Genomic DNA, 14,678 nt, shown 5'->3' on the forward strand with positions numbered 1-14,678 from the left:
ACTATTGGGGGTCAGTTCATCTGTTCTGGCTTTTTTGTTGCTTGATTAACCATAAAGTTGTGCTTTTTACGCCACATTAGCCTACTAAGGTGGAATTTTAGACATCTAGACACTTATCTTCCCTTATGGAAGGGTTCTACTGTATAATGCGCGCCTTATTTTTTATATTTGCCCAAAAAATGTTCTCATTGAGACGCATATTACTAATGGCGAATATTCGTTCTTTATCATGCTTTATCTTTCAGTATTCGAGGTTATCTATGAACTTTTCAGCTAAAACAGTGGTCGTTATCGCCATTGGCGCGGCACTGTACGGCATTGGTGGTTTACCTATGTTTGGTGTCCCAGTGTTTGCTAACACGACATTGAAACCAGCAATGGCAGTTCTAGCACTGTTTTCTGTTTTGTTCGGCCCTATTGTTGGCTTCTTAGTTGGCTTTATCGGTCACTGGGTAACGGATCTGTTCGCAGGCTGGGGTGTGTGGTTAACTTGGGTTTTAGGCTCAGGTATCGTAGGCATGGTTATCGGCTTATTCCCGATGTTGACCAAGAACCGCCTTCAGCAAGGTGAGTTGCCTATGAAGGACTTCGCGCTGTTTGTGGTACTTGCCCTTGCCGGTAATGTGGTTGGTTACGGCTGCTCTGCATTCCTAGATACCATCCTTTATGCAGAACCGTTTACTAAAGTCTTCACTCAACTCTCTATCATTGCTGCGGGTAACACCGTTCTGATCGCTGTTGTTGGCTTACTGATCCTAAAATCAGTCGCTAAACGCAACAAACAAAGCCGTAACCTGACTGAGGCATAAGCGATAATGACTATAGCATTTTCGAACTTCTCTTTTAGATATGAGTCGCTGGATAAACCGACGCTAAAAAATATCAATCTAAGGATAGAGAAAGGAGAGAAAATCGTCATTATTGGACCAAGCGGTAGTGGTAAATCTACCCTAGGTCAATGCCTTAACGGTCTGATTCCTCATGCTATCAAAGGTGAGGTGACTGGCTCTCTAGAGATCAACGGTAAGAACATTTCTGATTTTTCTATGCACGACTATACCGAGCAGGTTGGCACAGTATTACAAGATACTGATAGCCAATTTGTCGGTTTGAGTATTGGCGAAGACATCGCATTCGCACTGGAAAATCAGTTAGTGTCGAACATTGATATGTACCCTCTGGTTAAGTCGACAGCAAAAATGGTCGACTTAGCAGATATGCTTGATCGCTCGCCACATGATTTATCCGGCGGCCAGAAACAACGCGTGTCATTAGCGGGCATCTTAGTTGATGACGTTGACATCCTGTTGTTTGATGAACCTTTGGCTAGCCTTGACCCGAAAACGGGTAAAGCGACTATCGAAATCATCGACCAACTTCATAAAGAAACCAACAAGACTATAGTCATCATCGAGCATCGCCTTGAAGATGTACTACATCGCGATATCGATCGAGTGATCTTGATGGAGCGCGGTGAAATTGTCGCGGACATGACACCCGATGAAATCTTAGCTTCTGAACTGCTTGAAACACACGGTATTCGTGAACCACTTTATTTATCTGCTCTGAAGGCAGCGAAAGCACCTTTGACCAGTGAAGATAAGCTATCAAACCTCAAAGCTCTCGATTACAAAAGATTCCGCCCTGCGGTTCAGGCTTGGTTTGCAGAGCGCCCGACTCCAGTTGCCGAGAAGCAGTACCAACCTTTACTTGAGGTCCACGGCCTGACTTACTCTTACGATGGTGAAAAGAACGCTCTCGAAGATGTCAGCTTTAAGATTGGTAAGGGTGAGTTCGTTTCAATCTTAGGCAAAAACGGTTCAGGCAAATCTACCATCACTAAACTCATCATGGGTGTGATCGATGCCGATTCAGGCTCTTCCTATCTAAATGGTGAAGACCTATCTGAGCTTTCTATCTTTGAAAGAAGCCAGAAAGTCGGTGTCGTGATGCAGAACCCAAATCATATGATCTCTCATCATATGATTTTTGATGAAGTTGCATTCGGTCTGCGTAATCGTGGGGTTGCAGAGCAGGAAATCAAAGAGAAGGTGGAAAACGTTCTTGAGCTGTGTGGCTTGAGCAAGTTCCGCCACTGGCCAATCGAAGCGCTAAGCTACGGTCAGAAAAAACGCGTAACGATCGCTTCTATCTTAGTATTGGAGCCAGAGCTTCTGATCTTGGATGAACCAACAGCGGGTCAAGATTACCGCAACTACACCTCAATGCTGGCGTTTATCCAAAAGCTTAACCGCGAGTTAGGTATCACCGTCGTGATCATTTCACACGACATGCACCTTGTTCTAGAGTACACCACACGCTCAATTGTCATTGCTGACAGCAAGCTGATTGCCAATGCCGCGATGACGGAAGTATTCAGTCAGCCATCACTTCTAGAACGTGCAAATCTTTGTACCACCAGCATTTATGAACTCGCGACTATGATGAAAATCGACGACACCAATGCGTTTATGCAGTACTTCATCGACTACGAGAGAAGCGCTCAATGAACGCATCAAAAGTAAAATTCGGCATCAATTACATTGATACAAAATCACCGCTTCATGCACTTAACGGCATCACCAAATTTGCGCTCTTCTTAGCTTGGGTAACCGTGGTCTTAACTACGTTCGACCTAAGATTGATTGCACTGCTTATTGTGACTGGTTTATACCTGCTAAAGCTGACCAATGTGCCTGTACGCGTATATAAGCCTCTGTTATTGGGTACGGCGAGTGTATTGAGCCTAAATGCTTTGTTCATGTATCTGCTGGCTCCACAGCAAGGTACTGAGCTCATCGGCAGCAAAACCTTATTGCTGACATTGCCGGGTAACTACTCGTTGAGCCAAGAGACTCTGTTTTACTTGGTTACTGTGACGCTCAAATACATGAGCATGTTCCCGATAGCGTTGATTTTTGTCTTCACAACGCATCCGACTGAGTTTGCAGCTAGCCTCAACCGTATCGGTGTTCCTTACAAGATCGCCTATGCGGTCAGCTTAACACTGCGTTACTTGCCAGAAGTTAAGAAAGACTTCATCAATATCATGCATGCTCAACAGGCTCGTGGTGTAGAGCTCTCAAAGAAAGCGCCTCTAATTACTCGAATCAAAAATGTGGCTAAGGTTCTAGGCCCGCTCATTTTCTCTAGCTTGGACCGAGCAGACGAGATCTCTAACGCAATGACGTTACGAGGTTTTGGCCGACACAAAGCTCGCACTTGGTATAGCTATGCACCTTTGAAACGTATCGACTTTGTTTGTTTAGGTGTCATCGCTTTTATCGTGGTGTTAGCCATTGCGAAACGCATTCTAGAGCCGCAGTTATTTTGGTATCCGTTCTAGTCATCTGAATTAGCATAGATAAACAAAGACTTTAAATAACACACCGCTCAATAGGGCGGTGTTTTTGTTTATGCCAAATCTGATTGATAATTGAACCAATGACACAATACTGACTATATTTAACGATAAATTGACCAGTTATTTACCCTTGGAGTTTGAGATTTAATTCATAAGCTCTTAATATACTCGTTTACAGAATGTTACACTCAATAGAGATTTGTAATGGCTCGAATTACTCAAGTACAGAAACTAGAAAATCAAAAAAACTACGATGAGATCGTACTAAACCTTTTTCTGGCTGAAGGACATGAAGCACTAACTTATGCAAGGATTGCTCAAGAGATTGGCATTAGTTTAACGACGCTTCAGGGCTATTATCCGTCGACCCGCGCTATTCGCTCAGTACTTCACGAACACATGCTATCGATCGTTATAGACAGTCTAGACTTTTCATCGGAAGCGCTTTTTATCCAATCTTGGCAAGCCGCTCTAGATAATGAGCAGTTTCGATACGTGATTAAATTGATGTTTTTCCATGCTTCGCAAATAAAGAACCCTGAGCAATTTAACCTCAGCTCGAACGGCGAATTTCGTGAAAAGATGTTGGACAGTTTAGGCAACGACTCAGTTCGAATCCTTGAAATGGTAGTCGGACGCTCAATGTTCTATCTCACCAACTTCAAGTAACGCTAACCGGCTTACTGAAATAGAAAAAGGGAACCCTAGGGTTCCCTTTTTTAGACTTTCAGAAAAGTGAGCAGCGATGACCTGCTCAACTTATAGACCTAATTTAGCTTGTAAAAAACGGTCGATAACGGCGGCAAACGCAGCTCAATCGATGCGTCTAGCCCTTCGCTCTCTACAGATTCAATCTCAGCAGTCTGCTTCACTTCAAAACCGCTGCCTGCATAGTCGACAGAGTCTGTATTCAACAACAATGCGTATTCACCTTTTGCAGGAACACCTAAGCGGAAATGCTCGTGAGGCACTGGCGTAAAGTTAGACACTATCAATACTCGCTCACCAGATTCACTGATGCGCTCGTGCGCAAGAATGCTCGCTTCAGCAGAGTCCTGTAGACGCCATTCAAAGCCTTTCGGATCAAAATCAAGATCGTGCATTGCAGCTTCAGAGCGGTACAGATTGTTCAGGTCTTTCGTTAAACGCTGAACACCTTGATGACGCTCGTAATCCAGCAAAAACCATTGCAGCTGGTCGTCATGGTTCCATTCAGCCGTCTGACCAAATTCTGCACCCATGAAGTTCAGCTTCTTACCTGGTTGCGCATACATGTAACCCATATAAGCACGTAGGTTTGCCGTTTGCTGCCATTCATCACCAGGCATCTTGTTGTGGATAGAACCTTTACCGTAAACCACCTCATCGTGAGACAGAGACAATACATAATTCTCACTGTGTGCGTAAACCAGTGGGAAGGTAATCGTATCGTGGTGATATTTACGGTTGATTGGGTCTTCTTGAATGTAAGACAAGCTGTCGTGCATCCAACCCATGTTCCACTTAAAGCCAAAGCCTAAGCCGCCCATAAAAGTCGGTGCTGAAACACCAGGGAAAGCCGTTGATTCTTCAGCAATCGTCATCGCATTCGGGAAGTGTTTATACACTTCTTCGTTCATCCACTTAAGGGTTGCGATAGCGTCGTAGTTTTCGTTGCCGCCATCCGCATTCGGGATCCATTGGTCATGGCTACGCGAATAGTCGAGGTACAACATCGAAGCAACCGCATCAACACGGATGCCATCGATATGGAATTGTTCGAACCAGTAAAGAGCGTTTGCTACCAAGAAACGACGAACATGCTCTTTGCCTAAATCGTAAATGTACGAGTTCCAGTCTTGATGCCAACCACGACGTGGATCTGGATCATGGAACAATGGCGTACCATCGAAGTTTGCTAGGCCGTGATCATCACTTGGGAAGTGAGCAGGAACCCAGTCCAGAACAACGCCAAGACCCGCTTGGTGACATTGATCGACGAAGTATTTGAAATCATCTGGAGAGCCAAAACGGCTAGTCGGTGCAAATAGACCTACAGGCTGATAGCCCCAAGAACCGTAGAATGGATGTTCTGAAACTGGCATTAGTTCAACGTGCGTGTAGCCAAGCTCCGTTAGATATGGGATCAGCTCTGCCGCAAGCTCGCGATAATTTAAGAATTCACCTTCAGCGTTACGCTTCCAAGAACCTGCATGCAATTCATAGAACGAAAGCGCTTCTTTGCGCTTTTGCGTTACCGGGCGATTTTGCCATTGAGTATCTTGCCACTGGTAACGAGCGTGATCGTAAGTTACAGATGAGAACGATGGGTATTGCTCAGAGTAGAAACCCCATGGGTCAGCTTTGTGTGGTAAGCCTTCGCCATTTGGTCCTTTTAATTCAAACTTGTATTGAGCGCCTTCTTCCAGTTCAGGAATGAATAAGCCCCACATACCGTAATCTAGGCGTTGCATTGGGTGGCGGCGACCATCCCAAGCGTTGAAGTTACCCACCAAGCTTACCGCAGTTGCATGCGGTGCGTACACCAAGAAACGCGTACCTGAAATCGTCTGTCCATCACGCTCTAGCGTAATAAACTGAGCCCCCATGTGATGATACATATCTTTCGGTGTATGAAGATCTTCATAACTCGCGTACAGATCGTGGTACTGGTAAGGATCATCGATGATCTGTTCTACGCCAGCCCAATCAACCGCAAGCTTATAGTGAGTAAAACGTAAGTCTCTCTCTTGCTTAAGAATGAAACCACTTTCACCCTCTCGCGCTAACTCAATACGAGGTTCCTTTCCAACAATCAACTCGACTTTATCTGCCCCAGGAATCCACACACGTAATGCACCTTGCTCAGAAGGTAGGTATGGCCCTAAAAACGCGAATGGGTCTGTGAAACAAGCCTGTGATAGTTGGGTATATATTTGTTTTTGCTTTGAAATCGAACTTAGTTCCAAAACGTTTCTCCCTAACCAAACATCCAAAAAACATAATACAAAAATGCCCGCTATTAGTGCGGGCAATATAACGACGGTTTATTCTACCAGATGAGCATTCATTATTGAGTGACCGAGGTTGTAGTTTCGTACGGCGTAAGCAAAAAACCACCTAATTTCAAGTCACTCACGTCATTACTTACCGGCTTTTTCTCGAACGTCAGTCAGCTTAGAAGCGATACGATTAACGCCTTCGTGAGCAAATATTTCGTCCAAGTTCATTGATAGTTTACGACGCCAGTTAGGGTATTCATCAACCGTGCCAGGAATGTTTACTGGCTTGTCCATCTCTAGCCAATCTTCTAGCTGAACGCTCAGTAGTGTTGAACCACCAGCCGCTACGTGCAGTTGAAGTGCCTCAGCAAGGTAAGAGTCCATCGGTACTTGGCTCGCATCGCGGCCCACACCTTCTGGTAGGAAACCATGCCATGCTACTGAATCTAAGATACCTTGCTTGCACTCTAGGCGGTCATCGAACAAGGTTTCTAATTGTTCTGCATCTGGGTATAAGCCAATCTCTTGGCCCATTTTCAGGTCATCACAGTGCCAGAACCCACGAAGCGTTGGCATATCGTGAGTACACAGTGCCGCCATCGATTGTGATGCGTAGTGTTTTGGTGAGATGAAACCACCGTCATCTTCTGATGTTTCGAAGAAGAACACTTTGTAAGAGTGCACGCCAGCATCTGCAAGGATGTCGACAATCTCATCCGGTACCGTTCCTAAATCTTCACCGATAACGCTACATTGGTAACGGTGAGATTCAAGCGCCAGAATAGACAGCATATCTTGTACTGGGTAGTAGATGTACGCGCCCTTAGTTGCGTTCTCACCCTTTGGAATCCACCACAAGCGCAGTAGACCTAAAACGTGGTCAATACGCAGTGCACCACAATGCTTCATGTTTGCACGAAGTAGCTTGATATAAGCGTCGTAGCTTGTTTCTCGAAGCACTTCTGGGTTTAGCGGAGGTAGACCCCAGTTCTGACCCAAAGGACCAAGAATATCAGGTGGAGCACCAATGCTCGCATCCATCACTAGGTTGCCTTCGTCAGCCCAAGTCTCGCTGCCTGAATCTGCAACACCTACCGCTAAGTCACGGTACAGGCCAACAGCCATGCCCTTCTCTTCTGCAAGAGACTGTGCATCGTTGATCTGGCAATCTGCTAGCCATTGCAGGTACATGTACAGATGAACGTTTTCTAAGTTCTCTTTGATGTATTTCTGTGTCGCTGGGCTGTCGAATGTACGGTACTTCTCAGGGAATACCGGCCATCCCCACATGCCAGAATCTTCTGCATGCAGTTCACCATGTAGAGCATCAAACGCCGCTTGATGCATCAGGCTATCGCCACCCTCTTCTACGAAGGCTAAGAACGCTTGTGCACGGTCGCTGTTTTTGTCTAGATGACGAGTCTTAAATTCTGCGAATAGCAGAGGCAAGATGCTCATCTTAAGATCAGACACTTCGGTGTAGTTTACCCAGTGTGCTTCACGCGCTTTTTGTAGACGCTGTTGGAACTCTGCGCTGCCGACTGTTTGTTGTGCTTCAGCACTTAATGCGAATTCAGGAACTGAACTCACATCAATGTATAAGATGTTCAACCAGCGACGAGAAGATGGGCTATATGGGCTCGCACCTTCAGGGTTCGCAGGGAACAATGAGTGAATGGGGTTTAGACCAACGAAGTCACCACCACGAGAAGCGATATCCGCAACAAGCTGTTTTAGGTCACCGAAATCACCAATACCCCAGTTATGCTGAGTTCTTAGGGTATAAAGTTGAACACTGGGTCCCCAAAGCTTTTTGCCTTGCTCGATTGGTGACTGCTTGAAACACGCTTTTGGCGTAATAATCAGTGTCATCTCGTAAGGCTTCTTACGGCGCTTACGGCTCACAATGAGCTTGTGATAACCCCATGCCAAATCACTTGGCAATGCAAACACTAAAGGGCCACCCTCGGCACGCTCATCACGAATGACTTGAGATTGAAGATAGCCTTCAAGTACCTCTCCTTGCTCGGTTTCTAAGCGCCAGCTGAACTCACTTTCACGAGCACTTACACCTAGATTAAGCGCCACTTCTACTGGCTCACCGTCACGCAAGATAAGAACTGGGTCTAGTACATCTTTTTTGTGTTTTCTTTCTGCTGACTTAAGCAGTGCATCATCGCTGCTTGTATCGTAGCCCAACGAAGCCAATAGAGACGTGATCGTCTCGTCTGATACTTGTGCTTCATCGCCCCACGCACTAACGTAACTGTCGGCAATGTTTGCCATTTCTGCGACTTGTTTTAATACGGTCTGTTCTTTCATCGCTCTCTCCGAAAACGTTCTGACGCTTTCTATTTTGTAGGGTTGTTAATTTAATTTTTACTAATCAATTAGCTTGTGACAATCGGTTTGTAAGCAGCTTGTTTATAAACGAAACCTTTAAGCCTTTCGTTTGCTCACAAGCTAATTGAGCCAAGGCAGAAACTGCCTTGGCTACTTTGGAAGTATTAACGGTTAACCGCTTCAAGTTTCCAGATGTTGTTCACGTAGTCGCGGATAGAGCGGTCTGATGTGAACTTACCAACCAATGCTGTGTTAAGAATTGCTTTCTTAGCCCAACCTGCTTGGTCTTTGTATTGCGTGCCCATGTCTTCGTGCGCTTTCACGTAAGATGCGAAGTCAGCAAGACATAGGTAAGGGTCACCACCGTCTAGCAGGCTATCAAACGTTGCACGTAGAAGGCCTGGTTGACCTGGAGTGAACTCATCGCCAGTCAGTAGGTCTAGAGATGCTTTCAGTAGTGGGTCTGCATTGTAGTAGTCGTATGGGTTGTAGCCTTGAGCTTTCAGAGCTTGAACACCATCAACGTCTAGGCCGAAGATGTAGATGTTTTCATCACCCACTTCTTCACGAATCTCAACGTTTGCACCATCCATCGTACCGATAGTTAGCGCGCCGTTTAGAGCCATCTTCATGTTGCCCGTACCAGATGCTTCTTTACCCGCTAGTGAGATTTGCTGAGAAACGTCTGCTGCAGGGATGATGATTTCAGCCATGCTTACACGGTAGTCAGGAATGAATACCACTTTCAGTTTGTTACCGATGCGAGGGTCGTTGTTGATCTTCTCTGCAATCTTGTTAACCGCGAAGATGATCTCTTTCGCTAGGTGGTAACCCGGTGCTGCTTTCGCTGCGAAGAAACATACGCGTGGCTCACACTCGAAACTAGGTTCGTTAAGAATACGGTGGTACAGAGATAGAATGTGTAGCAAATCTAGGTGCTGACGCTTGTATTCGTGAAGACGTTTGATTTGAACGTCAAAGATAGCGTTAGTATCTAGCTCGATACCCATGTTCTCTTGAACCCAATCAGCTAGGCGCTGTTTGTTTTCTTTCTTAACAGCCATGAATTCTTTTTGGAATTTCGCGTCTGTTGCAAACTTAGCAATGCCTTCTAGCTGCTCAAGTTTTGCTGGCCATTCAGTGCCGATCTTACCCGTGATTAGCGCAGATAGACCTGGGTTACAGAACTTCAACCAACGACGTGGCGTGATGCCGTTCGTTACGTTAGTCAGTTTACCTGGGAAGATTTCGTTGAATTCAGGGAACAAGTCTTTCTTAACCAGTTGAGAGTGAAGCGCAGCTACACCGTTTACTTTGTAAGAACCAATCACACATAGGTTTGCCATGCGAACCATACGGTGGAAACCTTCTTGGATGATAGAAAGCTTCGCTTGCTTCTCACCATCACCAGGCCACATCTTGCGAACTTCTTGCATGAAGCGGTGGTTGATTTCAAAGATGATTTCCATGTGACGTGGAAGAAGACGGTTGATCAGTGATTCAGACCAAGTCTCTAGTGCTTCAGGAAGTAGTGTGTGGTTCGTGTATGCGAACGTATGAGCACTGATTTCCCATGCTTGGTCCCAAGATAGACCTTTCTCGTCAATCAAGATGCGCATTAGCTCAGGAATCGCAATCGTTGGGTGCGTATCGTTAAGCTGAATCGTTTCTTGCTTAGGCAGATCTTCTAGAGAGAAACCTGCTGCTTCGTGACGACGTAGAATATCGCGAACAGACGCTGCTGAGTGGAAGTACTGCTGCATTAGGCGCAGAGTCTTGCCTTTCTCGTGGTTGTCGTTCGGATAAAGTACTTTAGTGATGTTACCTGCATCGATTAGCGAGTGTTGCGCTTCGAAGTAGTCACCGTTGTTAAAGCTTGCTAGTGAGAATGGTGCAATTGCCTGACATTCCCAAAGACGCAATGGGTAAACCGTGTTTGACTCGTAACCTACGATAGGTAGATCCCAAGGCATTGCTTTCACTTCCATACCTGGAACCCAAGTACGTACTTCTTTACCGTCGATGAATTCAACTTCTACATGACCGTAAAAACCAATGTGTTGTGCTAGTTCTGGACGAGCCACTTCCCATGGGTAACCTTCAACACCGCGCCATGCGTCAGGTGCTTCTTGTTGGCGACCGTCTTGGAAAGACTGCTTGAATAAACCGTATTCGTAGTGAAGACCGTAGCCTACTGTTGGGTATTCTTGAGCGGCACAAGAATCCATGAAACAAGCAGCTAGACGACCAAGACCACCATTACCTAGTGATGGGTCACGTTCTTCTTCTAGAAGGTCAGTTAGGTTTTGACCTAGCTCTTCCATTGCATGAGTGATCTGTTCGTATAGACCCATGCTGATCAGGTTGTTACCTGTTAGACGGCCAATCAAAAACTCAAGTGATAGGTAGTTAACGCTCTTCGCGTTCTTAATTTTTTCGTCATTTTCAGTTTCTAACAGATCAAATGTTGTGAGTTCTGCTAGCGCACGCCCCATTGCTAGGTACCATGCGCGGCTATCTGCGTTTTCAATCGTTGTTGCGTAGGTTGCAGATAAATGTTTCTTAACACTCTCTTGGAATGACACTTTATCGAAAGTTTTTTGCTGAGTTGGTTTCATTTCAGAAATCTCGCTTTTAATAGTTCTAATTCATCTGTGACATATCGTGCATGGTCACCATAAACTAAACATCCTCCCGCTAATGCAACTGACTAGGAGTAGATGGGAGGGCGTAGGGGGCGTACCGACTTAGGGTTAGTGATCTGACTCTCATGTTCTGACTGCGAACAAAAACTTGGAGTGACTAAGATCACAAGCTCCCGTTCGATAACTTAACTTCAATTGATGTGACTTTTATTTAACCCATTTAAAGTCATTGCCAAATCTGAGTTTCAGATCACGAAAATAATTTCCAACTCTCATCTTTTGCATTGATTCCCGTGTAGGGATGAACGAAGTCACATTCACAAACCAACCCGCAATGTGAGCAAAGTCTCAAATAAAGGGCGTAGACACCCAAAAACATGCAGGAGTGCAAGGTTTCTGAGGAGGATCGTAGTCGGTAACGTTTGGCTTCACGTAATATGAGTAAAGACTTAAGTAATTAGGCTCATGTCATTGGAGTGCACTCAACGATAGATTGGGATATTCCAGAACATAGCCACGGAATAGGTGTAAAACTTCGATATGTGGATCCCTTCGAAACTGACTCGTCCCGGCCGCTTACATAATGCAATCCTACGACCTAGGGTTCTCGATCTGCTTCACAATGCAGATTGCTATAAGCTTGTGTTGTTCCGCTCTCCAGCGGGCTACGGCAAAACCACCATGGCTGCACAATGGTTGGTAGATAAACCTAATGTGGGTTGGTACAGCATTGATGATAGCGACAATGATGCCTTCCGCTTTATCAACTACCTACTTCAATCACTTAATAAAGCGACTCAAAATGCCTGTCCGAATGCCCAAAAACTGGCAGAAAAGCGACAGTTTTCATCGCTGCATTCTTTATTAAGTGAAGTATTTGCCGAGATGTCGGAATTCCATCACGAGTGCTTTCTGGTGTTGGATGACTATCACTTGGTCAACAATGACGACATCCACGAAGCCATGCGCTTCTTCCTCAAACACATGCCCGATAACCTAACGTTGGTTGTCACCAGTCGTGGTACGCCACCACTTGGTACAGCCAACCTGCGCGTTCGTGACTTAATGATCGAATTAGGTAATGACTCGTTGGCGTTTGATACCGAAGAAACCACACGCTTTTTCAACCAACGCGTAGCCGACGGCATTGATGACACCACGGCAGATAGCATTTGTAGTTATGTAGAAGGTTGGCCTTCTGCACTACAACTTATCGCGCTACAAGCACAACACCAAAAACGCACTCTTGCACAGTCCGCAGAGTCATTCTCTCACTTTAACCATGCCCACCTTTGGGATTACTTGGTTGAAGAAGTATTCGATCTACTGGATAAAGAAACCCGACAGTTCTTAATGCAGTGTTCAGTACTTGATCATTTCAATGACGAATTAGTCTGCGCACTTACACAGCGTGAAGACGCACTGGGTATGATCGAATCACTCAACCGATTTGGCTTATTCATCTACCCGCTTGAAGGCGAGAAAAACTGGTACCGATTCCACAATCTATTTGGTGAATTCCTCGCACATGAGCGCCAAGCTCGAATTCCTCAGCAAGAAGCAGAACTGCATCGAAGTGCTGCAAAAGCGTGGATCAAGCAAAACACACCGCACCAAGCACTACGTCACGCACAGCGCGCTGAAGATCCAGAACTGATCATTCAAATCCTTACTGAGCACGGTTGGCCGATGTTCAACCAAGGTGAGCTGTCGTCACTAGAGATGGCGATCAAGCAACTGACTACGGATCAACTATACAGTGAGCCGAAGCTATCAATGCTGCGCGCTTGGCTGGCACAAAGTCAGCACCGTTATGACCAAGTGGGTACTTTGTTGGAAGAGGCTGAGACTCAATATCAAGCTCGAAACATTGAACTCGATACTCAGCAGCAAGGCCAATACAACGCCTTACGCGCACAAGTTGCCATCAACAGCAATGAGCCTGAGAAAGCATTGGAATTGGCTGAGCTTTCGTTGAGTCAGTTGAACACCACCGTTTATCGTAGCCGCATTGTCGCAACCTCGGTTGTAGGCGAAGTGAATCACGTAATGGGTAACCTAAGCCGTGCGCTACCGATGATGCAACAAACAGAAAAACTGGCACGTCAGTATCAGGTTTACCATCAGGCCCTGTGGGCGATTCTGCAACAAAGCGAAATCTTGATTGCTCAAGGTTATGTTCAAGCTGCATTTGAGCTACAAGACAGTGCATTCAAATTGATTGAAGAACATCAGCTGCAATACGTACCTCTGCACGAATTCTTGCTGCGTGTTCGCGCTCAGATCTTCTGGTGTTGGAACCGACTAGATGAAGCGGAAGAGTGTTGCTACAAAGGCTTAGATATCCTTGGTCACCACTCTCCGAGTAAACACCTGCACAGCTATTCTATGTTGGCTCGTATTTCATTGAGCCGTGGTGAGATTGATAAAGCGTCGAAATTTATCGACCAGATTCAGCACCTATTGCGTCAATCGACTTACCACGTAGATTGGACGGCAAATGCTTCTCTTTCTTTGATTCTGTTCTGGCAAGTAAAAGGCGATAAAGAAGCTATCCGTGATTGGCTGAGTGTGGCTGTTCGACCTGAATCGGCAAGTAACCACTTCTGCCAACTTCAGTGGCGAAACATCGTTCGTGCTCACATCATCCTTGAGCAGTATGAAGACGCAGAAGAAGCGCTGACTTTCCTTAAGAGTGAAGCCCAGCGTTCGCACCTGATTACAGACACCAACCGCAACTTGATCGTTGAAGCCGTGTTACGTACACAAATTAACGATGAAGACAGCGCACGAATACTACTCGAAGAAGCGCTTCATATGACTAACCAAACCGGTATGGTCGGTAACTTCTTGGTAGACGGTGGGACTATCGGGCATATCTTGGATAAGTTGAGCAACAGGCCAGGCTTAGGTGATTTAGAACGTCACCGCGCACAACAAATCATGAAAGATATTTCCGCGACCCAACGCAGTCGCTCGGTTCACTTCGATGAAGACTTTGTTGAGAACTTGGTTAATCACCCGAACATTCCTGAGCTTGTGCGTACTAGCCCACTCACCCAGCGTGAATGGCAAGTACTTGGTCTGATCTACTCAGGATTCAGTAATGAGCAGATCGCTCAAGAACTCGATGTAGCGGGTACCACAATCAAGACTCACATCCGTAACCTTTACCAAAAGCTCAACATTGCTAACCGTAAAGAAGCAATCAGCACAGCGGAGAACTTGCTGCAGTTGATGGGGTACTAAAACGGATTCGAGATTCGAGATTCGAGATTCGAGATTCGAGATTCGAGATTCGAGATTCGAGAAAAGTTTAAGCTAGTCACCTATGGTGGCTGGCTT

At 45.7% G+C, this 14,678-nt stretch carries 8 protein-coding genes; 5 read left to right on the forward strand and 3 right to left on the reverse strand.

The features are described 5' to 3' along the window. The first annotated feature begins 260 nt into the window (after positions 1 to 260). From AB4503_RS05390 to AB4503_RS05405, 4 genes are all read left to right on the forward strand, one after another. The gene (locus AB4503_RS05390) at positions 261 to 809 is read left to right on the forward strand and encodes an ECF-type riboflavin transporter substrate-binding protein (protein WP_017066579.1); all 549 of its coding nucleotides are present in this window, start codon (positions 261 to 263) and stop codon (positions 807 to 809) included. Between the two features lie 6 nt (positions 810 to 815). Further along, entirely contained in the window at positions 816 to 2,510 is a 1,695-nt protein-coding gene (locus tag AB4503_RS05395) for an ABC transporter ATP-binding protein (protein ID WP_017064242.1), read from the forward strand. After that, positions 2,507 to 3,346 (forward strand): energy-coupling factor transporter transmembrane protein EcfT, encoded by an 840-nt coding sequence (locus AB4503_RS05400; protein ID WP_102428531.1) that lies wholly within the window; start codon positions 2,507 to 2,509, stop codon positions 3,344 to 3,346. The genes AB4503_RS05395 and AB4503_RS05400 overlap by 4 nt, the downstream gene beginning before the upstream one ends. Before the next feature lie 222 nt (positions 3,347 to 3,568). Continuing rightward, positions 3,569 to 4,033, forward strand: a complete 465-nt coding sequence (locus AB4503_RS05405) for a TetR/AcrR family transcriptional regulator (RefSeq protein ID WP_136973659.1) — start codon at positions 3,569 to 3,571, stop codon at positions 4,031 to 4,033. Positions 4,034 to 4,131: 98 nt separating this feature from the next. Here the strand turns inward: AB4503_RS05405 and glgB are convergent, their stop codons facing one another. The 3 genes from glgB to AB4503_RS05420 form a co-directional block, all read right to left on the reverse strand. Next, complete coding sequence (gene glgB, locus AB4503_RS05410) at positions 4,132 to 6,312, reverse strand: 1,4-alpha-glucan branching protein GlgB (RefSeq protein ID WP_372113880.1); 2,181 nt, start codon at positions 6,310 to 6,312, stop codon at positions 4,132 to 4,134. 174 nt (positions 6,313 to 6,486) lie between these two features. Next, positions 6,487 to 8,667 (reverse strand): 4-alpha-glucanotransferase, encoded by a 2,181-nt coding sequence (gene malQ / locus AB4503_RS05415; RefSeq protein WP_372113882.1) that lies wholly within the window; start codon positions 8,665 to 8,667, stop codon positions 6,487 to 6,489. A 185-nt stretch (positions 8,668 to 8,852) separates the two neighbouring features. Next, on the reverse strand, positions 8,853 to 11,306 hold the full coding sequence (locus tag AB4503_RS05420) for a glycogen/starch/alpha-glucan phosphorylase (RefSeq protein ID WP_372113884.1): 2,454 nt from the start codon (positions 11,304 to 11,306) through the stop codon (positions 8,853 to 8,855). 567 nt (positions 11,307 to 11,873) lie between these two features. Here AB4503_RS05420 and malT point away from each other — a divergent pair. Next, the gene (gene malT / locus AB4503_RS05425; RefSeq protein ID WP_372113886.1) at positions 11,874 to 14,582 is read left to right on the forward strand and encodes an HTH-type transcriptional regulator MalT; all 2,709 of its coding nucleotides are present in this window, start codon (positions 11,874 to 11,876) and stop codon (positions 14,580 to 14,582) included. Positions 14,583 to 14,678 lie beyond the last annotated feature (96 nt).

Source organism: Vibrio sp. 10N.222.55.B11 (assembly GCF_041473705.1).
GTDB classification, from domain to species: domain Bacteria; phylum Pseudomonadota; class Gammaproteobacteria; order Enterobacterales; family Vibrionaceae; genus Vibrio; species Vibrio crassostreae_C.

Coding starts and splice junctions, on each gene's coding strand:
- AB4503_RS05390 (WP_017066579.1), top strand. CDS start 261: ATGAACTTTTCAGCTAAAACAGTGGTCGTTATCGCCATTGGCGCGGCA.
- AB4503_RS05395 (WP_017064242.1), top strand. CDS start 816: ATGACTATAGCATTTTCGAACTTCTCTTTTAGATATGAGTCGCTGGAT.
- AB4503_RS05400 (WP_102428531.1), top strand. CDS start 2,507: ATGAACGCATCAAAAGTAAAATTCGGCATCAATTACATTGATACAAAA.
- AB4503_RS05405 (WP_136973659.1), top strand. CDS start 3,569: ATGGCTCGAATTACTCAAGTACAGAAACTAGAAAATCAAAAAAACTAC.
- malQ (WP_372113882.1), bottom strand. CDS start 8,667: ATGAAAGAACAGACCGTATTAAAACAAGTCGCAGAAATGGCAAACATT.
- AB4503_RS05420 (WP_372113884.1), bottom strand. CDS start 11,306: ATGAAACCAACTCAGCAAAAAACTTTCGATAAAGTGTCATTCCAAGAG.
- malT (WP_372113886.1), top strand. CDS start 11,874: ATGTGGATCCCTTCGAAACTGACTCGTCCCGGCCGCTTACATAATGCA.